This window comes from Methylobacillus caricis, assembly GCF_020532705.1.
Taxonomy (GTDB): Bacteria; Pseudomonadota; Gammaproteobacteria; order Burkholderiales; family Methylophilaceae; genus Methylobacillus; species Methylobacillus caricis.
The window spans coordinates 377,802-403,215 of sequence record NZ_JAJAVD010000001.1 but is presented as its reverse complement, the minus strand read 5'-3'; the positions used below and the strand labels follow the sequence as shown (position 1 = coordinate 403,215).

The following is a 25,414-nucleotide window of genomic DNA, read 5'->3' as shown; positions in this document are numbered from 1 at the left end:
TACTGTTTAATTAATGATATCAACAAGATGTGGGAAAGGGCCGACATCGAAATCAGCATCTCCTGCCTTCCCCATTGCGGCACAACTCATCATGATGCATCACCAACTCAATGGAGATAAATGATGAAAACCGATCCTTCCAAACTTAATTCGAAGCCAACACCTAAGCATGACGCTATTGTTGTTCTGAAAAACGATCATGCCACCGTGAAAAAACTTTTCAAGGAATACGAACGCCTAGCGGAAAAAGAAGACATTCCTGGTAAAACTGCTCTGGCCAACCGCATCTGTGCTGAATTAACTGTCCACACAAAAGTGGAAGAAGAAATCTTCTACCCGGCTGCTCGTGAAGCAATCGAAGACGACGACTTGCTCAACGAGGCTGATGTCGAGCACGCCAGTGCCAAGGACTTAATCAGCCAAATTCAAACAACCGATCCGGAAGATCCCATGTACGATGCCAAAGTCAAAGTCCTGAGTGAATACATCAACCACCATGTAGAGGAAGAAGAAACTGAAATGTTTCCAAAAGTCCGAGAAGCCAAGAAACTCGACCTGCGAGCAATGGGCCAGGAATTGACAGACCGAAAAGAACAGATGCTTGCATCTCTTACCGGTTCCGATGGTGAAATCAATCCCAAGGGTCTCGGGGATCTGATCTCAAGCGGAACTACTCATTGATTGTCTAAAGCCATAAAGAAAGTCTAGTTCCAACTGCACTGCCCAAATCTGTGATTTACTTTTGATAAAATTAATTGCCGACGCATCCCCATGCATTGGTTTTATGCCTTTTCCAGAAATTTGGGAAAGTTCAACAACCCGCGTAATTGCGGGGTTTTTATTGCCTTTTTATCCCACACTGTCTAAGCTCCCCTAATAATATCCGCTGGTGATTGTTGGCGGTCCCGTGAATACCCAGCGCTTATCATCCATTTTGTTATGAACAGTGGCTAAAAGGCATTCTGGACATGGCTCTGGCTGATATTGCAATCCGCAGCAATCAGGCAAAGACCAGCACTCAAATGGGGGCGGCCTGTTCTTGGTGGTAACCAGCAAAGGCAATAAGGGTAGCGATAGTCCGACCGTACATTGGGCAAACAAACACCATTTCCCTTGCCGTGTATCCCAAGCTCAGCCTATGGCTCAGCCTGATATGTATTAGATTTATTAAGGTCCGAATGGGTTTAATTGATTGCAAGAAATGCAAGATGGTCATCAGCAGCCATGCAGCTGTGTGTCCCCATTGTGGGGCAAGAAGCACGCGAACCAGCTATTTAATGTGGATTTCGATTGTTATCGCGCTCGTTTTTCTTGGCTATACAATACAAAGCGCACATGACCCTGTTAATCAAGAAAAAGTCATTAGCCGTGATGTGATTAATGCATGCTGGAATGACTACGCTAATAAATCATTGGACAAAACAACCAAGAATTTTATTGCTGATACATGCAATAAGCTTGAGGCTGATTTCAGGTCAAAATATAACGAAGCCCCATAGGGGCTATTAATCTGGCATATCAATTCCCATTTCAAGTAGTACCTCCTCGCAAGCAATTTGCAGGGCTTCAAGCGATGTTAAGGAGCAATACCCCAACAACCCCTCCCATCATTGCTATCCCCATAACGGTCATGCCGAGAGCAACCCAAAGCTCTAGTTCCGGTTTCATTTCTTCTCCTTAATTTTCCCGAGTCAGATGTTATCTATGAAGTGGATTTCTCACTATCGGGGTTTGTCTGACATCTCATAACCCTTAAAAATGTGAGCCTCATAGAAAACTACATGTCCGTATAGAAAAAAGAAGGTCTCGGCTAACCCCTGTAAAGCTAAACCTACGCACTATCCGCTTTTATCCTACGTAAATTTTAGGGCTTGCCTGACAGAGGTTCTAACCCCTGGCCGTCATACTTAATCGCCAGCATTGTTTTTTCTCAATGGCTTACGTCGATCGCTATTTAACCTGGTCAAGGGATAAGTCACTAAAAATGTTTGAGACACTTTCCAGAGGTAGAAGAGTAACCACTTCAAGGAGCTTCCTTAATTCATTCCTAGTAATCGTCGGTACCCTAATATTACTAGTGCTGCTTTTTGAATTGCTGGGCTGGCCATTTCTAAAAACCCCTTTGACTCACTTGATGGAAAAGCAGCTGGAACGATCCGTCAAAATTGAGGGACCGTTCAAGATTAGGTTACTGGGGGGGATTCGCGCGCAAGCGGGTAGTTTGTGGATTTCTGCGCCTCAAGGTTTTTCTGAGCCTCACCTTGTATCTGCTCAAGAGATCGAGCTCAAGCTCAGGTATTCGGATTTATGGGGCATTCCACCCGAAGACCCTTATATGATCAAAGGCATTCAGGTAGGCCGGCTGGATGCCCGCTTAGCGAGATTGGAGAATGGTGACTCCACTTGGCAGTTCAGCAAGGAAAAGCATGATGCTCCTCGCCCCTTTCCCATCATTCAATCCCTAGTGGTGAAACATGGCACCGTCAACATTGATGATGTGCTGACAGACGCCAAGCTTAAGATCGATTTCAATACCAAAGAAGGGGCTGCCCAAGCTCAATCGACTTCCGAGGTCAAGCTTGATGGACACTTCCGTGGGCAGCCTATGCATGGCCAGCTGACTACACAGGGGTTTCTACCTATCGCCAACCAGTCCAAGGATTCACCCCCGGTATCTTCAACTGGTTGGCTTGAGTATGGCAAAGTCACACTGAAATTCAGCGGATCTGTCTACGATGCTCTGGGGGAACAAAAGATCAAAGGCAATCTGCATATTTCAGGTTCATCCTTAGGGCAATTAGGCGATTTGTTCAATGTCACCCTTCCCACCACCGAGGCTTTCACCATTGATGGCGATTTGAACAAAAATGAAACTGGCTGGGGCGTCAAAGTGACTTCTGCCAAGGTAGGCAGAAGCCAACTATCGGGTGATTTCCATTACGACCCACGCCCCGAGAAAGCTACATTGAATGGCGAGCTCAAAGGTAAACGATTCATCCTGGCTGACCTTGCCCCGGCCTTTGGTAATGATCCCGGCTCTCCCGACAAAGACAAGGTTTTCCCCGACAAGCCGCTGAATTTTACCAGCTACAACCGCATGAATGCCAATATTGGTGTAGATATTGATTATGTGGACCTAGGCAAAGCCTTCCGTGAGCCCATTGCTCCGCTGAAGGCAAATTTGAACCTAAACAAGAATAAACTATCCTTGGCCAAGATCAGCGCCAAGACAGCGACAGGCAGCTTATCGGGCACCATTTCAATAGATGCTCACGAACAGCCCGCCACCAATCTTAATGTTGATCAAGACAAACCCCATCGTCCACCAGAGTGGGCAGTAGATTTGGTGCTAAAGGAAATTGACCTGGGAAAACTGATTGCGGTTTCTCCTTCGCGCGAGAAACAATTTGAAGCGGGAAAGACGCAAGAGAAAAGCTATATATCAGGCAAGCTGAATGGAGAAATTGCAGTCAAAGGCATTGGTGAGTCAACCTCGCAATTGCTGAGTAGCCTGAATGGGGAAGCATCCCTGCATGTGGTTGATGGAGATATCTCCCACCTGGCCATGGAAGGCGTTGGCATTGACGCCGCACAAGCCTTGGGAATCATAATCAAGGGGGATGCCAACCTGCCAATGGAATGTGCGGTCGTCAATTTCAAGGCCAAGGACGGCGTGGCCTTCTCACAGCTATCCTTGATAGATACTCCAGTCACGATGCTTTTATTGAACGGCGATATCCAGTTGCACCAGGAGCAGCTCAACCTAAAAATGAGGGCCTATCCTAAAAACTTCTCTCCGTTGACTGCCAGGTCCCCGATATTGATCAATGGCACGTTCAAGCATCCCAGTGTAGGCATTAAGAAAGCCCCAATCGCAGCAAGAGTTATTGGGGGAATCGGATTAGCGGTGATTAATCCATTTGCGGCCATCATTCCCTTTCTGGATCCTGGTGAAAGTGACCCTATGAAGATCAAAGAATGCAAAGCCACTGCCGAAAAGATAAAGCAGAGGGTTGATGAGTCATCCTAAGGTTTCAGTCGAGGATTTTTTGATTTCCTCAGTTTACGGATGGCGGCGAGTGTTCCGTCAATAGCTACTTCATTTCGGCGTTCTTTTCCGTTGGAATCAAGACTAAAAACAAGTGGGATAAGGAGAGCCAATTTGGAAAATTTCGACTACAAGGGAAAGCATGTACAGGTTCTCTTCAAATTTTTTGATGCTGGATTTGTATGGATAGTCCTCATTAGTGGCAGATTCGTCGGTCCCCCTGATGAGGAAAAAACTCTATACCCAACTTCCAAAGAGGCTTGCCTGGCTGGAATAGACTTCGCCAAGAATTACATAGATTCGATAGGGTAAGACATGTGCAGATGATTGCGCGGAGGCGCTTATTTCACAGCATTATGTAGACGTTTTTTATCTGGAAAAATACCAAAAACCGTAAGATAGTCTTATATTTTTCCATCTATTTAAGGTGTAGTATAGGATTGTACTAGCTTCGCATTTCGTAGTTAGTATATCTCTTTGCTCAACATAGAGAACCTTTCGCGCCTCAGTCCTCCCCGATCAGGCGCGCTTTTTTGCCTGTCGTAATGCCACCCCAGTATACGAACCCGCCCCGCAAAAATTTCAGGCTAAGAGCTAAGCAAGGCAGCGATAGATGGACCCTGTTGACAGTACTCGTGTTGGCGCTGGAACGTTGATGAAAAAAACCTCTGATGGGAAATCTTGCGCGCCTAGACATCTTCACCCAACGAAGTATCTGGAGTGATATGCCAAATCGTCGAGTTGTTAGTCAACGACGGGGAGAATCCTGAAGTGTTTGGAGTGTATGCCAGATTACGGATCGTGTCTTTGAATTGCGGTCGCCATGGATATTTCCAGATAGAATCAGGCCACGCGACTCTCAATATCTGGCTGGGACTGGAATTGGGGATTCAAACATAAATTCAACCTAGCCTAAGTTCCAGTTGCCTTTAGGCAAGTCAATCGGATAGCTATGCAAAGATAGCTATCCAATCCTAACCGTTTCTATGAGTAGATGTTGTAGCCTTGATTTTCTTCCCACTCTCTGGCTAACCTTTGTGAGTCATCCTCGTTGCGTGAGCGGACACCAATTAATATGCCGCCTTTACTCACGCCCTCTTCATATTCCTTAAGCCGGTCTTCCGGAATTGCCCAGCCTATCAGCGCTCCCACAATTCCCGCAGAGACACCCCCAGCACCCGCTCCTGCAATGGCAGCGGCCAAAGGGCCTGCCACTACAAGTCCTAAACCAGGCAATGCCAATACCGTGCCGGTTGCTGCAATAGCAGCGGCAATGGCACCTGCTGTGGCTCCAATTGCGCCTCCAATCGCAGCTCCCTCTGCAGACTTGTTACCTACTTCAGTTTCCAGAGTCTTATTTTTTCCATAAAAGCGTTCGCGCGTCTCTTCAGACATAACCACATCAATTTCATCAGCACGGTAACCCGCGTTGGTTGCGCTCAAATATGCTTGCTCAGCACTTTCTTGATCATTGAATAGACCAGTAACTGTTTGTGCCATGATGCCTCCAATTAATAATTATGAGTATCAGATATTTTTCTGATGATTGAAGTATGGGGTAACTCTAAGCCATAGGGCGTAGGCTACTACCTGAGATGATTGTAAGATCACTACACAAAGTGATGTAGGTTAATAGCTACGTCAGCCTTCACAGAGTTGATTACATACATGTACTGAAGGGTTTTGGATAGGATTATCCTGCGGACATGAGGGTGGTTTAGAATTTTTTACTGTGAGATTCCCTGTAAAGATGTAGGAAATCTCTGGCGCTAATAAAGGCACTATTCCGACATAATAAATATTTATTCAGTATTTAATATGATGGTAAATTTCATCAGTGATAATAGGCCTTTCTAATCTTATCCAGCCTATCATTCCAGTTTCTATCAATAATTCATCTATAACTTTGTTGTACCCTGAAAATTATTAGAACTCCTAACAGTAACTACTGCCAAGAATTTACTAACCATAAGGATAAATATTATGAGTGTATCCATATTTGACCAAATTGTAGTTGACAAGGAAGTACACTTTAAGGCCCTGCAAGATGGGGTGACGTACAATGGTGTAGTTTCTGCGCCCGTTTTACAAAAATGGGCACAATTGACTGAAGTTGAAATTATTGAGGATTTAAAAAAACTGGAAGTATTCCAGCAATTTGAACAGGAAATCGGAAGCGCCATAGAGAAAATTATTCACTCAGGAAAGCAGGGCGTAAATAACAATACTATACTGATAGGGCCAAACGATTTATAGAACTCAACTGTATAAACCTTCAGCTAATAAATTGCCTTCCCCATTTTAATTCCCTTAGTGAAGTTACCAGGCTCCAGCTCTACATCAAACAAAGCTTTCTGCATTCCATGCTAATTGGGTTGCAGGACTCTTTTCCTAGTCTTCAATTGAAACTTTCTCAAGATGACCCACATCAATGGCGGCATGGATAAAACTCCCTGCACGAGTTGAATATTTGCCTATAGTCGATGCCTTGCCACGATGACAGAGGCGTAGCTGGGGATTATGCGCCATTTGTACTCAGTCGTCATCGAGAGGATGTGCCCGCGGCTCATAGCTCCTGGGCAGGTTGGGAAGCGAAGCTGGCCGGCTGATCCTGATAGCGGCTAAAATGCATACTGTACAAATGTACAGCGCATATATGTCATTTCACATAGCAAAAGCTGTTTTCTGTAATTTATGCTATGCCAATCTGGCAACCGTCAGATAACCAATCAATTAATAACCAATAACAAGAAAGAAATAATAATGGAAAAAAAACCCGACTGGATAGGATGGGGAGTGCTTTTGCTCGCTATCCTTTTTATTTGTTTAATGGGTCTTGGCAACTGGTTATGGGCCGGAGGAATGGTTTAAGCCTTCACCCCATATGGATCAGAGCTTAATTTCAATTCTGATCCAGATAAACCTTTAACCACAAAAAAGCACAGGCTACTCCTGTGCTTTTTTCAATCAATCCTCGGAATAATCCCCATTGTCGTTATGATGGATAATCTGTAGAACCTTGCAGCATGCCTATCAAGATTTAAATCTCACGTAAAAATATTTCTGCAACCTTAGGTCCCACGCCTTTTATTTCCTGCAGTTTGTCGCTAAGGTCTTTTTTGTCTTTCGCATCGGAAATTATTTGGCTGATCTTGCCGTGATATTTTTCTTGCAGGAATGCAGCCATATCCAACATATTTCTGGCCGTAGACTCGTCGTACCGTTTGTAATGCCCTTGGCCAAGCAAATCCACGAGCTGCTGCCAGGATCGGGCAGATATTTGCTTGGTCGAGTAAATGCCGCTATCCATAAACACTTTCCAGGTATTGACCGCTATTTCTTGAGATATGCGGTGTCCAAACAAATAGCAAGCCAAGAACCATTTGAATAGCTCAGGCTCTTTACCTGACTTTGGATCCAAACCAAGCTCGCCAGCTCCGACCTTTCCACTCATATCTTTCCTCCGGCCGTCCATTTACCTGGATGAAATGGCTCTGGCCTAGTTATTTCTTGGCGTTATGTTCGGGTTTGTTCTTGCGTGAGGTAGAGGCCATTTTGTGCAGTTCTTTTTCACTCATTGATTTCTCCATAGAACGGGAAGCACCTTTAAGCTCACTCTTACTCATATCTCCACGCTTGGCTGCCAATGCAGCGCCTGCTGCTTTTTGCTGGGCTTGTGACTTTGCTGGCATGATGAAACTCCTTTAATAGATTAATTTGCTTAATACGGACTATATTCAGCACCATAGTGGCTACATAATAAAAACAATTTATATAATTCCTAACCCCCTCTTGTCCTATTAAATTGTGAGAATTCAACAACAATTGCAAGGCGGACTCTATTGTCAGGCTTGATTGGCTCAACGCTTACTGCACGCTTGGCAAGCCGGGCGTAAGGACTACCTTTCTACAGTCTTGTGACGCTTCATTGAAAATTTGGTAACCCAGCACAGCATCCTCAAGTGACATTCGATGCGTGATAATGTCAGCCGGCTGCAAATCACCGTTTTCAATGAACTCAAGTAATTCAGGCAAATAACGGTGAACATGGGTCTGCCCCATTTTGAAGGTCAGCCCCTTGTCAAAGGCATCTCCCACCAAGAAGCCGTGAATAAACCCTGCGTACACCCCAGGAATGCTAACAGTGCCTCCCCGCCGGGTCGCCGCGATACATTGCCTGATGGCTTCCCCGCTGCTGGTTTCCAGCTTGAGGGCGGTGAGGGCTGTCTCGATGGCGCTGCCCTTAGCCTCAAAACCGACTGCATCAATCGAGGCATCTACTCCCCTGTGATTGGTTTTTCCAAGTATTGCCTGGGCGGGATCATCATGACTTAAATTGATACTAATGGTTTCGTATCGCTCTGCAGCAAAATCAAGACGGTATTGAAGGTCATCAATCATGAAGATGGTTTCCACACCCAGCATGCGAGCACAAGCCGCGGCCATCAGGCCAACAGGGCCGGCCCCGAAGATTGCCAGAGTCCCGCCCTCGCGAACGCCAGCATTAAGAACGGCTTGATACCCTGTGGGTAGGATATCGGTGAGAAAAAGGACCTGCTCGTCCACTAGGCTGCCGTTGACCTTGAAAGGCCCCACGTTTCCCCGGGGCACCCTAACCAATTCGGCCTGCCCCCCGGGCACGCCACCATACATATGGCTATAACCAAACAGGGCTGCTGGAGGCGTGGCGCTTTTTTTATTGAGGCTGGCACCAGGGCCGGCATTCGTGGTTTCGCAAGCAGCAAATTGCTGCTGGTCACAGAAAAAACAATGTCCGCAGGCAATCACGAATGGAATGATGACCCGGTCGCCTTTTTTGACGTTGGTAACTTCATTGCCCACGTCCTCCACAATTCCCATGAATTCATGCCCCAGGATGTCACCATCATGCAGCTCAGGAATCTTGCCGCGGTACAAGTGCAGGTCAGAACCGCAGATAGCGGTCGATGTGACACGCAGAACGACGTCATCAGGATCGTGCAATACAGGATCTGGAACAGTTTCGACTCGGACATCTTTGCTGCCATGGTAAGTTAACGCGCGCATGGGAATCTCCTGATGTTGATATTTTTCAAACGGGAATGGCGAGGGCATGCTAAAAAAACAACTGTAGCGATATATGTTAATTTTTTTGCAATGGATATATCGTAAGTGCATGTCTTAATCTCTTGTAAGACTTACAACACGATCAAGACAATAATTGGTTAAAGGATTGCAGTAATTAAATTGCTAATGTAATTAAATCAGACAAATCCAAATGAATTTATCCTCGTAATAATCAGCATATTCTTACATGGTTTAAATTTTCTCCATTGTATGGTTAGTTTTCAATTAACATTAAGGAGATAACCATGAAATCATTATTATTAATCAGCGCTTTTTCCCTAGGTACCATATGCATTTCTGTACAGGCTGAAGAAATCAACCCGCGAACTCTTGATGACAAGAATACGCTTCAACAACAGCAAGAAAGGGCTAGCCAGGATGGAAAATCAAAATCGCTAAATAATGCTACTGATCAACAATCAGATCCCAAAGTTAAAAACAAACACAACAAGGAGAAATCAAAAACTGATCAAGAAAATCAATCTACCAGAACTCATCCCTGAGCAACTTGATCAATTGATGTCATAGAAGGCCACCGATCATGAACCCAAGAGCATTCAGGAGGTGAATCGGTGGTCACAATATAGAGCCTTTCCTCCAAATGCCTTTTGACGATAACAGCTTGGATTGCGTTACCCTCTGGTACATCGAACCAATGCAAGTTGCCATCCTTGTCCTTTTCCATATATCCCTGAACCGCAAGATTGACTAGCTCTGGTTCAAACTTTCCCCATTGGCCTTGCTCCAACGAATCGTTGCTTGCCCATCCTCCTTGAATGAAATCAACCAGTTCAGGACTGGTTTCCTCCTCACGCCTCCCCCACTTCACCCATTCAATAACGCCCATATCTCTCAATACAGGTATGTATGCTTTGGGGTTAGAAAAATATACTTTCCACTCTTTATGGGCTAGGTCTAAGTATCGTAGTCCCTCGCACATGATTTTCTCCTAAAGTCGGTTAGGTAAACATTTGTAGCAATTTAGCGCTCAAGCGCTGTTTCGTTTGCAAATAGTCTTTCCAGGGATCGGATTCCATATTTTCCAAACGTGTCATTACATTGCCAATGTTAAAAGTATCCGCCTGGACCTCAGGGCCAACCTCATCCCAGTCCAGAGGGGTGGCTACCGGAGCAAAGGCTTTTGCACGAGTGGAATATGGCACTACTGCGGTTGCCCCTGCGCTGTTGCGCAGGTAATCAATAAATATCAGGCCATCACGTTTTTTCTTGGATAGATTTGTAGTGAAACGATCAGGAGCATGAGTCTGCAAATGACGGGCAATGCCATGAGTAAACTCTTTCACTACCTCCCAGGAATGCTCGGGCTTGATGGGAATTTCGATATGCAGGCCCTTGCCGCCAGTTGTTTTGACAAAGCTTCTCAACTCCAGCTCTTCCAATAGGCCATGTAACAATAAGGCTGCTTCCGTTACATTTCCCCAAGATAGTCCAGGGGCAGGATCAAGATCAAAAATCATTTTGTCGGCAAGATGCGTTTTAGGTGAGCGAGAGCCCCAGGCGTGCAGTTCCAGCACGCCAAGTTGCACTAATTCGATCACTGCGGATAAATTGTTTGCCGAAAAGTATTCTGAATTTTTGTCTGAAGTGTTGATATTCACGGCCTTTAAATGGCTTTTGCTATCCAAACTTACATGCTTCTGGAAAAAGCAATGTTGATCGTAGCCTTCAGGGCAGCGCACTATGGAAAGGGGCCTATCCTTGAGATAAGGCAGTATCCAGTTTGCTACCGATTCATAGTACCGGGCCAGGTCTAGCTTGGTGAAACCGCCATCTGTGAATAGAGTTTTTGATGGATGGGAGATCCTGATGTTTGCAACTTCCACTGGGCTGGGCGAGCTTTGTGAGGAATTTTTTACTCCTTCGCCACTACCAGCAAGTCGCTCAGTAGGCTGCGCTGTTTCATGGGTCACATGCCGGGCCGCCTTGTCATCGCGCAAACCAACAAAGCTTGCATGTCGAATACGGCCAGCGCTTGTCCATTCAGCAAACTTAACCTCCGCCACCAATGTCGGCTTAAGCCAATGAGCCCCCAAAGCGTCCCGCCCGGTCGGAGGGTTCGCAAAGGCTGGATTGTTGATATGCAAGGTCTTGAATTGGCTGGCTATCAACCTGAGGCTGCCCTGGTTAAAGCCGGTGCCCACACGGCCGGCATACTGCAACATCCCCTCTTCATCATATACGCCAAGGAGCAGGGCTCCGAATTCCTCACGGCGGCCCGAGGGATCAGTATAACCCGCCACCACAAACTCCTGCCGCTGGCCGCACTTAACTTTAAGCCAATCACTGCTGCGTCGCTGTTGGTAAGGGCTCTCGGCATGCTTGACCACGATGCCCTCCAAGCCGTGCATGCAGGCATGTTTTAATACCTCGGATGCATGTCCCTCCAAGTGCTCGCTGAAATGCAAGGGACCCTGCTTCCCCTGACTTTCCAAAAGAGTCTGTAGAAGCAGCTTGCGTTGTTTCAATGGTTGTTTGGTTAAATCGTGTCCATTGAGATAAGGCAAATCAAAGATGAAATAAGCCAGATCAGCTTCGTTGCCAAGTTTGAAGGAAGTCTGCAAGGCCTGAAAACTGATGCCCCCTTCTTCATCAAATGCGACAACCTCCCCATCGAGCCACGCACTCTCGACAGGCAACTTGGCCAGCGCGCCAGCCAGGTTTTTCCATTTATTGGTCCAATCATTACCATTCCGCGAATATATTTTCACGTCGCCATGTTCAATTCGAGCCAATGCGCGATAACCGTCATATTTAATCTCGGAAAACCATTGGTCTCCCTGAGGTGCCTGAGTCACCAGGGTAGCAAGCTGTGGCTTGATTAAATCCGGCATTTGCTTGGTCGGGGCTGCTTCCATGGCTAGGTCGCCATCGACACTTTCCAGAGCGGGGCCATCATCTTGAATAAGGCTCACGGAGGCAGTGGCCGTTTCTGTTATCTGCGCTTCAGGGCCATGCCGGGCCTCTTCGTCTTTCTCCTTGATCAGCAGCCAGTTGGGCTGATTGTCCTTTTCCCCGGGCTTGGCTTTCATGCGCACCAAAGCCCATTTGCCGCGCAGCTTCACGCCATTGAGCCGGAACTTGAGGGCGCCTTGCCGGTAGCCTTCTACCGGGTCGCCTATGGCCTCCCATGTTCCCTTGTCCCACAACATGACATGGCCTGCCCCATATTGGCCCTTGGGGATATCTCCCTCGAAAGTCCCATACTCCACAGGATGATCCTCTACCTCGACTGCCAGGCGCTTGTCATTAGGGTCCAGGCTCGGTCCTTTAGGCACCGCCCAACTTTTTAGGGTACCTTGCAGCTCCAGCCTGAAATCGTAGTGCAGCCGACGGGCATCATGCTTTTGGATATAGAACGCAAGTTGACGGCCTGATTTTTCTACCTTGCCGCGCGGTTCATGCGTCAACTTAAAATCACGTTTCCCCCAGTATTGCTGCAAGCCCATGCTCTTCTCCTCAGGCAGTCTGCTTACGATTAGGTTTGGAAGAACCAGAGCTGATACGCTTGACTTTATCGCCTATGCTGGCTTTGAGCAGTTGCATGAGATCGACCACATTGGTGGTCTTGGTTTCAACTGGTTCCTCGTCTGGCTCGGTGAGCACATGGGTTTGCTTCGCCTTCACCTTTTTCTTGACCAGGGTCAGGATGTCCTTCTTGAAGTTATCCTCATATTGTGAGGGGTCCCATGCTTCGCTCATGTCCTTTACCAATGACAGGGCCATTTCCACCTCCTTGGCTGAAACCTGGCTTTGCTTGCTGCCTGTCTTGGGCTGAGGAATCTCGGGCAATTCGCGGATTTCTTCCTGGTAACGCAGCAGGTTGAGAATAATGGCATCTTGCTCAGGTATGAGGGCGGCCAAGTGCTGTTTGGTGCGTATCACCACCTGTCCCAGCCCCAGTTTGCCCGACTGTTCCAAAGTCTTGCGCAGAAGAGCGTAGACTTTCTCCCCACCTTTTGTTGGCACCAGATAATAGGGCTGGTCGAAATACATGGGAGGGATATCGCTTGCATGGACAAAGGACAGGATATCGATGGTCTGGGTGCTCTCGACGTTGGCTTTCCTGAGGTCAGCGTCCGTCAGTACTACGTACTGGTCTTTTTCGTAAGCATAGCCTTTTACGATATCCTGCTGGGTGACTTCCTTGCCAGTCACCTTGTTGTATCGGCGGTATCCCACGGGGGCAAAATCCCGCTTGTCCAACAAGTCAAGATCAATGCCAGATGCCGCGCTGGCCGAATGCAGCTCTACCGGGATATGAACCAAGCCGAAACTGATGGCACCTTTCCAGATAGGACGAGACATAAGGCAATTCCTTTGGAAGAAAGACTTTCATTTTCCGCAAACCATGAGCTAAACGCGCATCAGCTTTATTCTGAATCTGGTGTAGGAAAAGCGTGCAAACCTTGAAAAGAGGCTGTGTCATTCAAGCTGGCAGTCATAGTGAAGCAGATCAGGCCAGTCAACAGGGGCTTGGAAGCAATGTCCAAGTGCCTCTCACGAGCCGTCAATTTATCGTTTTGACTAGAACAGCCAAGCAAGATACAGATTGCTGCGTTGGTGGGTGTGTCTGAAAATAATTAACACATTGGGGCGCATGTATTGCTTATAAAAGATACCCTTCCTCTCATAGGGTTTTGTATGGAGTAAACAACCGATGAAACTTGTGATAATTTTCATGCTTGCCGTTATTTCTACCTTGGCACAGGCTGGGCATATCAACGACCCCAGGGAAGAAGCCCTGCAACGCCAGCAGGTGGAAAGCATCCGACAATATGACCGCAGCGGCCATCGCGAACCATTGGGCGGTTATAACGGGCGCTTGGGGGATACACCTCAGCGCCCTATCACTAATGACACCGACGAAAACGAAAAAACAAACCAGGCCAAACCCTACGACAATCAATACGATTGGCAAAAGCGCTAATGACTCAGAATGAAAAAAGACTGAGCACCAATACTCCAAGTTCCAATGTCAGTAAAAGGAAAAACATACTTGGCAGGATAATAAGCCAGCAATCATGGTCCTGCCATTGGCTAAGCAACCGGTTCAAGCCAAGCCAAACTTTATGCAGAAGCTGCATAGCTTGAGTATCGTTATTTTCTTGGATCAAACGAGTAACTCAAACTGATCCAGGCTGCTCTAGGCGCTCCGGGAGCAAGGAAATTGGTCATTAGCCAGTCGTTAGAGTTATGGTTATAGCCATCTGGCCCAATAGCACCATAAACAGAGGGGGAGAATGGATTGCGTCCTAATTGACCTGCTGAGAAATACTCTTTATCTAACAGGTTGTTGACTCTCAATCCCAATGTCCACTCGGGGGTAAGTTGATAGCTGGTTTGCAGGTTGAGCACCAAATAGCCAGGAGTAGTACCTGGATTATTTGCAGCTTGCCTAATCACTGGAATAATGGCGCCATTATCATCTTTGACAGAGTCGTAGAGCACTTCACCTGTGCGGTGCTTGTTGTTTTCATTTCCGCGCACAAAAGCAAAGGAGTGAGCTACCGCAGTGAGACCAACCTGCCACTTGGGAGTAACCTGATAGCTTAAGGTGGCATTGAGGTTATGTAGCGGCACACCCGGCATACGGTCGCCAGGGTTAACTTTGATACGGCGGCTATATTCTTGATTGCCGAAATACTCTTCTACTGAACTGCTATTGTCATTGGCTGGCATCCAGAAACTATCCTGGAAGGTAGCTTCTGTAAGGGCATAATTCAGCCGCAAACGCCATTTCTCAAATGCAGCAGTAATTCCTGCTTCGAGTCCTTGTCGACGGGTATTGCCTATGGTGTCGAAGAAATTGCGATTGCCGGGATAGCCGATCATGTAAATGTCGTCACGCAGGTCGGTACGGTATACGCCGAGATTCCATTCCATGTAGTCATTGATCCTGCCACGCATACCAAAATCAAATGTTGTGGCTTTAATTTGTGGCAGGTAGGGGTCACCTGACAGCGTCGTAGGCAACGAACAGGCCCGGTTTTCAGCTAGACTTCTTGGAACATAAATCGGGTTCCCATTCGCATCATTACCTCTATAACTAGGAGTTCTATCAAAAGCACAACCCAACTCCACCACAGAAGGTACACGTGTACCTTGGCTGACATTGCCATAGATATTCAGGTCAGGCGTTGCTTGCCAGGTAGCCCCTAGTGAAGGATTCAGGGAGTAATAGCTGAATTTCTCTTTTTCAGCGGCATTCAGGAGATTAGAGGCGTCTGGAACGGTATAGCCAGTCGTTGGATCATTGGCGCAGTTAGGCCATGTACCTATACAAACGTTGTAATAATCAGGCGATGCTTGTAGCTGTGCCAGGTTCCAGACATAAGAACCCCAGGTGCGCGAAGCAATCTTGTTCTTGCCCTTGGTGTCGTCGTAACGCAAGGCACCCGTGATATTCAGGGTCTCAATTGGACTCCAGGTTTCACTGGCATAAATGCTCTTGGTAACTTGACGACCCTTGAAATTGCTGTTGCTGATTTCCTCGCTGGCAGCAGCATATTGGTCACGGATTTCATCAGGTGCCAGATAAGCATCGCGTTCTGCATCGAACATTCCAAACATCTGTCCGCTTTTGTAAGTAGCAGAAGGCATATCTACTGACGCGCCAACCATGAATTTATGTTTTTCATAATTCCAGTTGAATTGGATGGAAGCACCATCGGTGACCTGATTAATCGTGGTATCAGTAATGACAGCAGTGGGCGTACCTTCCACATAACCAGTACCAGTACCATTGTTATAGGCAGCGCCATCTACAGTCGTCCAGCCACCATTCGGACCGGGAACTTTGAGTTCATCGTTATCGACATCACCTTGACAGGCGGCAGCGTTAGCTGGAGGAAGAATCAACAGGACATGTTTGAGACCAATGCCATCACCAGGGGTTGGGTCATTTCCTTCACCATCAGGGGTGTAATAGTAGAATGCAGTTAATCCATAAGAAGAAATATTTCTAGGAAGAGTTGCAGTTCTGAGCGATGAAAGCGTAGTTTGTGTGGAGTAGCTATATTGCGGTCCCTCTACCGAATAGTCTACATATGGTGGTTCAGGGTTAGTGGCGTTGCTTGAGCCTGGAGTGAAGAGGTTATTCTGATTCCAGTTCTGGTTGTATTTCATCATTGCTTGAGCATATGCAGCAAATTCTGGATCTAAATCTTGGTTGATAGCGTTAGCAGGTAGACTGTTAAATGCGGCTTCAATTGATGGAGATAAATAGAATTGAACCAACGGATGATCTGGGTCTTGCCCATTCAACTCTCCAACGCTTTGTATGCCATCAGGTACTTCAACGACTGCGTAATCAGGTAATCCATATTTATTGGTACTATTAAATATGCAGGTATATTGCTCGCCATCAGCAAGATTTCTTCTTACAAATTGGTTTTCAAATTCTGTATAAACATCCGCGCCACGCTGTTTGCGCTTGCTGTTCCTGCGATACACCTGCCCAGTAATCGAAAAGTTATCATTAACGAAATAGCTGCCCGAGAGCTGGAATTGCAGCAAGCGGTTATCAGTCGTGTCGGGGGAAGTAAAGACGCCGTTGCGGTCTTGTTGATACATTTCATTTGGGATCAGGCCGTTACCGGTCAAATCATTCCATGAGACCAGGGTGCTTAAGTTGAGGTCGAGCTTGTCGCCTCGGTAGCTGCCTTTGGCGAATACCTGATTGACTCTACTCGGAGAATTTTCGCGCCAGCCGTCCTCAAGGAAGATATTCGCAGCTGCAAAGCCAGCAATGGTGCCGTTGTTCCAGCCACCCTCGGCTTGCAGTTGACGCCTGCCAAACGAACCGGTGAGGATTTCAGCATCGATTTTGGTGTTATTGAAACCGTCCTTGGTCTTCATGGAAAGGGCCCCTCCCAGGGTACCCAGGCCAAATATGGGATTTGACCCAGGGAACACATCAAAGCTGGCCAATGCATTCATGGGAATCATGTCCCAGTTGACGACATCACCGAAGGGTTCGTTGACACGGATGCCATCGAGAAAAACTGAAAGACCTTGCGGGGTACCGATCTGGGGACCTGCAGTAAACCCACGATACTGCACATCCATCTGGAAGGGGTTGCCTTGGTAGTCATTCACGTTGACTGATTGCAGCCTGGAGTTCATGAGGTCAGCGATACTGAGCGAGTGTGCTTCCTTGATGTCCTTGGCAGTGAGGCTTTGTACGTTGCCGGGGATTTGTTCCTTGGTCAAACCAGTGCCACCTAATGGGCCGATTTCGTAGAAGCGTTTGGAACGCACGTCAATTGCATCAAGCTTGAAATGCTCAGTTTTAGAACCAAGGTCCGGTAAAGACTTGTCTTCGATGGGTGCTGGGCGTAGCTCGTAAATCCCCTGCTTGTCAGAAATGACCTCGAGCCCCGAGCCTTGAAGCAATCTTCCAAATGCTTCCTCCGGGGTATACGTTCCTTTGAGAGCCGGGCTTGTCTTGTCTTTGATGATGGCAGGGTCATAAACCAATGGCTTGCCAGTCTTCTGGGAAAGGCGATTCAGGGCAGAGCCAAGGTTACCTGCTGGGATATCGAACTCACTTCTTGTGTTAGGAAGTGAAGTGTTAACCCCGCCTCCCGCAATTGCTGGCTGGTTTGCCAATGCAATACAGAATAAGAGGCCGGCACCCTTTGCCAAAGAGTTGATGTAAGCCAGCTTGATAGTATCGCCCATGAAAATACCCTCGTGATGAATTTCATGGACATTGACGAATGGGTTTTGGAAAGTGATAGGGGAAAGTGAAAGTTTATTTTCTTTCCTCTGAGCCAGCCTTCCTTTCCACTACCGTGAGATATGGATAGCGTTGGATGGATATTGGCAACAACTTGGACAGCATTGCAAAAGCTCTATCAATATCAGTGACTGGCACCACTCCTGACACGTCTAGATCACCGATGGACGCAGAATCGAAATAGATTTTTCCTGGCACATATCGCTCCAGCTCATGCAATACAGTTGATAAGGGAGCCGATTCAAAGCTGAGATAGCCACCAGTCCATGCCGTGATTTCATCAACATCGACGGGGTTAGCTTGCATACCAGGCTTGATCTCTGCCACGCCTGTTGCGGGGGTGAGATTCAAGCACTCAATCCTCTTGTGCGCAAAATAACCGCCAGCCGTGCAGACTTTCACAATAGATTCAATCACTGCAACCGAGGTGCTGCCAGCAACGGTTTTAACTAAATATTGAGTGCCGAGCGCTTGGGCGGTGCCGTGCTCGGTTTCCACAATGAATGGCCTTGTAAGGTCTTTAGCGACTTGCACCACAATTTCGCCTTGCCTCAATTTGATTAATCGGCTGGTACCGGAATAGGCTATGTCAATAGCTGACCCGGTATTCATTTTGATACGGCTGCCATCATCCAAGACCAGGTCCCTCATCTCTCCGGCAGTCGTGCTGTAATCTGCAAGGTAATGGTCACCAATTGAACTGTTCACCAGCGCCCACATTGATACAGCAGCAAGGAACACAGAGAGGCTGGCTTTGATGCCCATGGTAATTTTTTTCTTGGATGGCATATCCAGCAATGCTGACTTGGCACTCGCTGGGTCCAGGTGCTCAAAAGAGTCCCAGAATTTTTCCACAATTTTATATGCCTTCTTGTGCTCTAGGTCTTCATTCAACCATGTTTCAAAAGCCTGCTGCTCGGCTACGGTTACTTCACCAGAGGTAAGCAAAGTCTTCCAGGCAGCAGCCTGTTCGATATGGTTGGGATCTTTCACAAAGGCCTATATAACAAAATTGTGATCAAAGCTCACTGACACTGCAGCATTTAACGATCACTTGGGCAAGGTATTGCCTTACGCGGGGAATGGAGATGCCAAAATGTACTGCAATTTCAGCATGCTTCATGCCGTCAAGCCTGTTCATCAGGAAAATCTCTCTCGCTTTTGGCGAAACCGAATCAAGCATATTGGCAATAGCCACTAAAGATTCTACAGCTATGGCCAATTGCTCTGGGGAGTCAACAAATTGTTCCGACTTGGATAACTGCAGGAATTGAAGATATGTAGTTTCCAAATGGCGACGACGGATCATATCTATCATGATCCGTGTAGCCGTAGTCGTCAGGAAAGCCCGGGGTTGTGCAAGCTCGGAAAGATTCGAGTGATTGAGTAATTTAATAAACGTATCTTGCGTAACGTCAGCGGCTTGGTGTTGGCATTTAAACTTGCGTACCAAATAGCTGCGTAGCCAAAAATAATGAGACGTATAGAAAACCTCGAAGATATTATTGCTCATCTATCTCAACCAGTTGGAATTTTAAGAATATTTAGCAAGATAAATGCCTGTTAATAACATATTGAATATTAGTTAATAATATTTTCAATATCTTACAATATGGTTGTATATAACCGCATTGTGGCTATATATAACCACCAAATGCGCATGGGTAAAAGGAATCCTAATAGCTATGGATATGCCTGCCATAATTTCTTTTTTTACTAATCAAACTCTGGTACTGGAATACTCAAGCTCTACAACAATAGGCAAATGATCAGATAAGCGTCTTATTCCTTCCCCTGGTAAACGATGAGCAGTGACCTTTATACCGGGAGCGTCATGCCACACCCTGTCCAGACGGAATATTGGGCAGATTGAAGGAAAGGTGGGCTTGCAAGGCAAGGGAGTCAAGTGCTGGTTCAGGTGCCGGAGCAAGGCTGACGGTATTTGCCACTCGTTGATATCGCCCATCAATAACATGGGGTTAGGCTCTTCTTCCTCAACAGCCTGCATCAGCCTCAACAAATTGCGGGCCTCAGATCTACGCTCGAAAATTGAAAGTGACAGATGGGTGCCGATCACCCTCAACTTGCCCCATGGGCCCTGTATCAGGGCATCTGCTGCATGGCGCGGCTCAAGGCTGGGGTGTGTTTCCAGGTTATGCAGCAGGCCACGGATAATGGGATAGCGACTTACAATCAGGTTGCCGTACCATCCCTCCCCCTCTTCCATGCTGGGGCAAGCTAACCGGTAAGGACGCTCCGGGCCAGACAGCGTATCAACATCTGTTGTCATGCCTCCATGCGATTGACGGGTTTCCATTTCCTGGAATACGCCGATATCGATATCCATCCGTTGCATCAAGCCATGGATACGGCTCAAGTCACGTCTTCCATCCAGGCTCCGTCCACCGTGGATGTTGAAACAAAGCAGTCTTATTCTTTGCATACATGATCGCTTTTAGGCCTATTAAACACTTACTCTTGGTGTCCGCTTTTCTGCCAGCGCCTGGCGAAAAAATGTGTCAGCACAATGACAAGTATCCAAAGCCCCAGGCCGATTCCCACCAGGAAAAAATTCCTGGGCTCAGGATGTTTGAACAGCTCCACTGCCGACTGGCCAATGAAAACCGATACCAGGGTACCGGGCAACAAGCCCAATACAGTAGCAATCAACAGCGTCATATAAGGTACTTTCATCATTCCCAACACCAGATTGACCACAGTAAAAGGGGCAATTGGCATCAACCTCAATAATGTCAGTCCCACCACCCCGCCATTCTTGGCATATTGGGATATTTTCCCTGCATGCCTGCCGAGCACGGCCTGCAAAGATTGTTGTCCCAGGCCAAGCCCTGCTGCCCATCCTATGCTTACACTGATGAGAGAACCAAGCATGGCAACCAGGAACGCTTCCAAGGGAGCGAAGACTATGACGACTGTCCCCGTCATGACGACGTGGGGGAAGAAAATCAGCGTACCCACTACATAGGCCGCCATACCCGCAGGGAACGCCCATGCGGTATTGCGCACCTGCTCCAATAGCGGCACGATCTTTGCCGGCGTGGCAAACTCAGCGAGTGGCGTCACTTTCCAGACCAGGGCAAGCGCTGCAGCAAAAATTATGGCAAAAATAAGCCGGAACGGCACTCCCCGTTTTTTTGCCGCTGGCCCGCGGCGCGAAGTCATGAGCTCCGGAAGGATGGGGCGCGAAGGGTCGGCAAAACGTTTGGCAAGGCGGGTGAAGCGCTCATTCCTGTATCGCTCGTCATTGACTTTGCGCAAATGCTGGCGGCTGTGGGGGACATCAATGAGAAACTCGGCTATATCCACACCTTCGTCCTTTACCATATGCTCAATTTCCACCAGCTCGCGCCCAGTATGCTCGCGGATCAGGTCATTACGCATCGCTGCGACCTGTCCACGCTGCAGGTCACTTTCGGCCTCAATGACAATATCGCACTCGCTGTCCAGCGTCATGGAACGATTATTGATATTGCTGGAACCGATGCGGATATATTTGTCATCCACCACCATGACCTTGGAATGAATGCGTATCGCTCTTTCTTCATCCTGCTCGCAACTGACCGGATAAGCCAGTGCAATCCGGTCGGCCACTCCATGGGCCTCGACGATTTCGCGGAAAATCACCCTGCCGTGATACATGGCCTTGCGTTCCATAATACCCTGGCTGTTATAGCAGCTGACCAACAATACCCTGAGCCTGGGATTTTCCTGCAGCCTGCGGTTGAGGGCCTCAGCTATTCTCTGTTGCGTGAAGAACTGGTTTTCCATGTAAATGAAAAACTCTGCCCGGGAAATCATATCCAGATATAGCCGTTCGATCTGGCGAATCAATGGTTGGCGACGAAACCGCGGCATGGTCAATGCCACGCCCAGGCCTGCCTGCTGCATCACCGGCTTGATGCTGGCGGGCCAACTGGCTGGCAACTCATCGTCATGCGCCTTGCGCAGCGCCAAGGCCCTGCGGCCATTACCAAAATGCCATCGGTAACGGGCCAGTCGAGCCAACACAGCTGCAGCAGGTCCTGCCAGCAACATCTGAACGTCATGGTAAGGGTCAAACTTTTTTTCCAGGCCCATTTTCAGGCTGCCATCTGGGTCGGTGCGGTCGGGGTTGCGTGTATGGTGATGACGGTTGTCCCAGCGCGCTATCGCCACATCCATGCCCCCGCAAAATGCCACTTCATCGTCAATCACGACCACTTTTTGATGATGGCTCGCCCCTAACGGCAGTTGACCATCAAAAAGAAAATGCAGATTATCCGGTCCGCTCAGCTTCCATTTGGCCTCAGAAAAGCTTTCCCTGTCCGCCGATAAAAAGATTGAGTAATTCCAGCGGTTAAGATAAATCTGTATCTCAGGCGCCTGGCGTGCCTTCCATTGCAACAGTTCGAACAAGGTTGTAGGACAGGACAATGCCTCTGCCTCGGCGCCACGGATCAGGTCAATCCGGCTGTCTATATCCCATCCAAGTATAAAAATGGAACGCTGCGCACTACAAATTGATTCATGCAGCGCCCGGTAGTAATTGGCACAATCGATTACTGGCGCCATGTAGCTGGCGCGAGCCTGCTTCCAGCAGTTATGGCCGGTGCGGAATAATGCAATGGCATTTGGTTTGTGTGCGGCGGAACCGTGCTTCATCGATCATCCCCAAATTATGAAAGTGGCTTCCAGGCCTGTGGCGTAGCGCTTCATTTCAAGCAAGGCTTCACTTTTTGGGCAATTTCCTGTCTTCAATATCCGGCGTCCTGGTGCGAGGATCATTGTGCAGCCCTTCGGCTGGAACTTCAGGCGGGACAATCACGCTATCACGCTCCCCAGGCATTGAGGGCGGTGCTTTCAGGCTGTCCGAATCGATTTTGCAATCCGGTTTGCTGGTCGTTTGGGAGCTATCGCACGGCGGAACCGTATTGTCCACAGGCGCGGGATCGGCCTGCACTCCCAAGGGGGAAACAATGGCTAGCAAAAATGCAGCCACCCACATCAGACGTTTATCCATTTTCCTGTCCTCCAATATTGGATCACGCATATATCAATCTTTCGTAAAAGCACCAGCCCTGTCGGTGAGCTCATCAGCACTTTGTTGTATGTAACTGCTAAATCCACGCAGATGCAACACAGCCCGAAACTCCCTAAAACTCACAACACAATGATTTTAAAAACAAATCATGACGCACGTAAAAATAATCCTACAAGCAAATCAGTAGCCCTCTTATCGGTGACAGCTCGTCCTTGTTCTTATGATGATTCAACTGTCATGGCCTTTTTCATGCCATCTACAGCTTTCATCACGGCCTATCTCACCCACCCAGTTCAAGCAGGAAAGTACGGATTATGGTTAGAACAGCCCCGCATTCCGCCAAGCAACATAGTCCCCCCCCTGACCTGTCCCATCGTCATGGGGAACGCGCCTGCCTGCTGCAGGCCCCCAGGATTGTGGTAGACCAGGTAAGTCCATCTGTGGATGGAGGCCGATTTCCTGTTAAGCGGCTGGCATTTCAGCCCGTCGAGGTGGAAGCCGATATTTTCATGGATACCCATGACAAGCTGGATGCCCAACTGCTCTGGCGGGAACCTGGAAGTCAGCTCTGGCATGCCGTGCCCATGGCACTGGCAGACAACCACCGGTGGCGTGCAAGTTTCACTCCCAGCCTCCCTGGCCTGCACTTGTTTGCGGTTGAAGCATGGCATGACCGGTTTGCCACTTACCGTGACGGCCTGCTGAAAAAGATGCGGGCAAGCGTGGACATCATCATTGAGCTGGAAGAGGGCCGGCTGTTATTGGAGCGGATATTGTCTCAATCCAGGCAGCAGGCCGAGAACAAACCAGGTTCGGGTGACGAGTTCCTGAAGAAGGCAGTCAAGGCGTTAAGAACGCCGGCCGCCACCGAAAAATTGCTGCAAACAACCGGCTGCACGGTGGATCCGGCATTAACCACCCTGTTGCAGCCCTATGCAGCAAATCAGCAGAAAAGTCTGCAATTGCTGCTTTCCGCCGAATTGCGTGACCAAGTGCGCAAGCTGGATCTACATGAGTTCCTGGCACGCAGCCGCGAATACCCCGTGCGTGCCGAACGAAAGGCAGCAGCGTTCTCCAGCTGGTATGAGATGTTTCCCCGCTCGCAAAGCGGGGATGCCGGCCGCCATGGCACGTTTGATGACGTGATCCAGCGCCTGCCGGCTATTCATGCAATGGGTTTCGACACCCTATACTTTCCTCCCATTCACCCCATAGGCCGCCGCAACCGCAAAGGCCGCAACAACAGCCTCACAGCCCAGCCAGGCGAGCCTGGCAGCCCTTACGCGATTGGATCGCGGGAAGGGGGCCATGAGGCTATCCACCCTGAGCTTGGCACATGGGATGACTTGCGCCGCCTGAGGTACGAGGCGGCCATGCTGGGCATGGAACTGGCGCTGGACTTTGCCATTCAATGCGCCCCGGACCACCCCTGGCTGGAGGAGCACCCGGAATGGTTCGACTGGCGCCCCGACGGCAGCATCCGTTATGCCGAGAACCCGCCCAAGAAATACCAGGATATCGTCAATGTCGACTTCTATGCCGAACAAGCCGTGCCTGACTTATGGATAGCCTTGCGAGATCTGCTGCTGCTATGGGCTGAGCAAGGCATACGCGCCTTCCGCGTAGACAACCCACATACCAAGCCGCTGCCGTTCTGGGAATGGGCGATCAGCGAGGTTCAGGCCCGATATCCTGATGTCATTTTCCTGTCCGAGGCATTTACGCATCCCAAGATGATGAACCGCCTGGCCAAGATTGGCTTCACCCAGTCCTACACCTACTTCACCTGGCGCAATACCAAGCAGGAACTGACTGAGTATCTGCTGACGCTCAACAGCCCTGAGCAGCGCGAGTTCTTCAGGCCGCATTTCTTTGCCAACACCCCAGACATACATCCACGCTACCTGCAGCATTCAGGCCGACCAGGGTTCCTGGTGCGTGCAGTGCTGGCTGCCACATTGTCAGGTCTTTGGGGGATATCCAGCGGGTTCGAGCTGTGTGAGGCCGCAGCCTTGCCGGACAGCGAGGAATTCCTTAACTCGGAAAAGTATGAAATCCGCGCCTGGGACTGGCAACAGCCAGGCAACATCATAGAAGAAATCAGCGCGCTCAACCGGCTACGCCGCCAATATCCATCCTTGCAGACTCACCTGGGCGTGAGTTTCCATCCCTTCAGCAATGATCAGGTCATCTTTTATTCAAAAGCCGATCCGCACGACTCGCCTCCCCTCAGGCGGCTGATCGTCATCGCCGTCAATCTCGACCCTCACCACGTGCAGCAGGGCACCATGGAGCTTCCCCTGCATTTGCTCGGGCTGGGTGATCACGATCAAGTAGCGGTGGAAGACCTGCTGCATGGCTACCGCTTCGATTGGCACGGGAAATGGCAGCAACTGCGCATGGACCCGCAGGAAATGCCCTATGCAATCTGGCAAATCCAAGTGAAGGAGCAATGAAA

General features: G+C 48.5%; 21 protein-coding genes. 7 read left to right on the top strand and 14 right to left on the bottom strand.

The genetic code is table 11. The features are described from left to right. Positions 1-120: 120 nt before the first annotated feature. From LG200_RS01970 to LG200_RS01960, 3 genes are all read left to right on the top strand, one after another. Complete coding sequence (locus LG200_RS01970; RefSeq protein ID WP_319004529.1) at positions 121-681, top strand: hemerythrin domain-containing protein; 561 nt, start codon at positions 121-123, stop codon at positions 679-681. A gap of 527 nt (positions 682-1,208) precedes the next feature. After that, positions 1,209-1,499 carry a hypothetical protein gene (locus LG200_RS01965; protein WP_226755921.1) on the top strand — a complete coding sequence of 97 codons (291 nt, stop codon included), beginning with the start codon at positions 1,209-1,211 and terminating at the stop codon, positions 1,497-1,499. Positions 1,500-1,984: 485 nt separating this feature from the next. Further along, complete coding sequence (locus LG200_RS01960; RefSeq protein ID WP_226755920.1) at positions 1,985-4,030, top strand: AsmA family protein; 2,046 nt, start codon at positions 1,985-1,987, stop codon at positions 4,028-4,030. Between the two features lie 1,002 nt (positions 4,031-5,032). Here LG200_RS01960 and LG200_RS01955 read toward each other — a convergent pair. After that, positions 5,033-5,548, bottom strand: a complete 516-nt coding sequence (locus LG200_RS01955; RefSeq protein ID WP_226755919.1) for a hypothetical protein — start codon at positions 5,546-5,548, stop codon at positions 5,033-5,035. Between the two features lie 483 nt (positions 5,549-6,031). On the opposite strand from LG200_RS01955, the gene LG200_RS01950 reads away from it, so the two are divergent. Then, entirely contained in the window at positions 6,032-6,304 is a 273-nt protein-coding gene (locus LG200_RS01950; protein ID WP_226755918.1) for a hypothetical protein, read from the top strand. Positions 6,305-6,439: 135 nt separating this feature from the next. On the opposite strand, the gene LG200_RS01945 is transcribed toward LG200_RS01950, so the two are convergent. The 4 genes from LG200_RS01945 to LG200_RS01930 all read right to left on the bottom strand — a co-directional run bounded on the left by LG200_RS01945 (position 6,440) and on the right by LG200_RS01930 (position 9,094). Further along, positions 6,440-6,577 carry a hypothetical protein gene (locus LG200_RS01945; RefSeq protein ID WP_226755917.1) on the bottom strand — a complete coding sequence of 46 codons (138 nt, stop codon included), beginning with the start codon at positions 6,575-6,577 and terminating at the stop codon, positions 6,440-6,442. Positions 6,578-7,088: 511 nt separating this feature from the next. Then, entirely contained in the window at positions 7,089-7,502 is a 414-nt protein-coding gene (locus LG200_RS01940; protein WP_226755916.1) for an HhH-GDP family DNA glycosylase, read from the bottom strand. A 49-nt stretch (positions 7,503-7,551) separates the two neighbouring features. After that, entirely contained in the window at positions 7,552-7,740 is a 189-nt protein-coding gene (locus tag LG200_RS01935) for a DUF3008 family protein (protein WP_226755915.1), read from the bottom strand. Between the two features lie 175 nt (positions 7,741-7,915). Continuing rightward, positions 7,916-9,094, bottom strand: a complete 1,179-nt coding sequence (locus LG200_RS01930) for a zinc-dependent alcohol dehydrogenase (protein ID WP_226755914.1) — start codon at positions 9,092-9,094, stop codon at positions 7,916-7,918. Between the two features lie 305 nt (positions 9,095-9,399). Here LG200_RS01930 and LG200_RS01925 point away from each other — a divergent pair, with 305 nt between their 5' ends. Then, positions 9,400-9,657, top strand: a complete 258-nt coding sequence (locus LG200_RS01925; protein WP_226755913.1) for a hypothetical protein — start codon at positions 9,400-9,402, stop codon at positions 9,655-9,657. Here LG200_RS01925 and LG200_RS01920 read toward each other — a convergent pair. Genes LG200_RS01920 through ku form a run of 3 tightly spaced genes read right to left on the bottom strand, consistent with a single transcriptional unit; the run spans position 9,648 to position 13,480 of the window. Beyond that, complete coding sequence (locus tag LG200_RS01920; RefSeq protein WP_226755912.1) at positions 9,648-10,094, bottom strand: hypothetical protein; 447 nt, start codon at positions 10,092-10,094, stop codon at positions 9,648-9,650. The genes LG200_RS01925 and LG200_RS01920 overlap by 10 nt on opposite strands. A 19-nt stretch (positions 10,095-10,113) precedes the next feature. Continuing rightward, positions 10,114-12,621: a DNA ligase D gene (ligD, locus tag LG200_RS01915; RefSeq protein ID WP_226755911.1), complete on the bottom strand. Its 2,508-nt coding sequence runs from the start codon at positions 12,619-12,621 to the stop codon at positions 10,114-10,116. A gap of 10 nt (positions 12,622-12,631) precedes the next feature. After that, a complete protein-coding gene (gene ku, locus LG200_RS01910) occupies positions 12,632-13,480 on the bottom strand; it encodes a non-homologous end joining protein Ku (RefSeq protein WP_226755910.1) in 849 nt (282 codons plus the stop codon). Positions 13,481-13,832: 352 nt separating this feature from the next. On the opposite strand from ku, the gene LG200_RS01905 reads away from it, so the two are divergent. Next, positions 13,833-14,102: a hypothetical protein gene (locus LG200_RS01905; protein WP_226755909.1), complete on the top strand. Its 270-nt coding sequence runs from the start codon at positions 13,833-13,835 to the stop codon at positions 14,100-14,102. A gap of 170 nt (positions 14,103-14,272) precedes the next feature. On the opposite strand, the gene LG200_RS01900 is transcribed toward LG200_RS01905, so the two are convergent. From LG200_RS01900 to LG200_RS01875, 6 genes are all read right to left on the bottom strand, one after another. Beyond that, positions 14,273-17,857, bottom strand: coding sequence for a TonB-dependent receptor domain-containing protein (locus LG200_RS01900; protein WP_226755908.1), 3,585 nt, complete (start codon positions 17,855-17,857; stop codon positions 14,273-14,275). 73 nt (positions 17,858-17,930) lie between these two features. Beyond that, complete coding sequence (locus LG200_RS01895; protein ID WP_226755907.1) at positions 17,931-18,908, bottom strand: FecR family protein; 978 nt, start codon at positions 18,906-18,908, stop codon at positions 17,931-17,933. Positions 18,909-18,933: 25 nt separating this feature from the next. Continuing rightward, a complete protein-coding gene (locus tag LG200_RS01890; RefSeq protein WP_226755906.1) occupies positions 18,934-19,428 on the bottom strand; it encodes a sigma-70 family RNA polymerase sigma factor in 495 nt (164 codons plus the stop codon). Between the two features lie 207 nt (positions 19,429-19,635). After that, the gene (locus tag LG200_RS01885) at positions 19,636-20,358 is read right to left on the bottom strand and encodes an endonuclease/exonuclease/phosphatase family protein (protein WP_226755905.1); all 723 of its coding nucleotides are present in this window, start codon (positions 20,356-20,358) and stop codon (positions 19,636-19,638) included. Positions 20,359-20,387: 29 nt separating this feature from the next. Continuing rightward, positions 20,388-22,577, bottom strand: a complete 2,190-nt coding sequence (locus tag LG200_RS01880; RefSeq protein WP_226755904.1) for a VTT domain-containing protein — start codon at positions 22,575-22,577, stop codon at positions 20,388-20,390. 67 nt (positions 22,578-22,644) lie between these two features. After that, positions 22,645-22,935: a hypothetical protein gene (locus tag LG200_RS01875; protein WP_226755903.1), complete on the bottom strand. Its 291-nt coding sequence runs from the start codon at positions 22,933-22,935 to the stop codon at positions 22,645-22,647. A 335-nt stretch (positions 22,936-23,270) separates the two neighbouring features. On the opposite strand from LG200_RS01875, the gene LG200_RS01870 reads away from it, so the two are divergent. After that, positions 23,271-25,412: an alpha-1,4-glucan--maltose-1-phosphate maltosyltransferase gene (locus tag LG200_RS01870; protein ID WP_226755902.1), complete on the top strand. Its 2,142-nt coding sequence runs from the start codon at positions 23,271-23,273 to the stop codon at positions 25,410-25,412. The last annotated feature ends 2 nt before the right edge of the window (positions 25,413-25,414 follow it).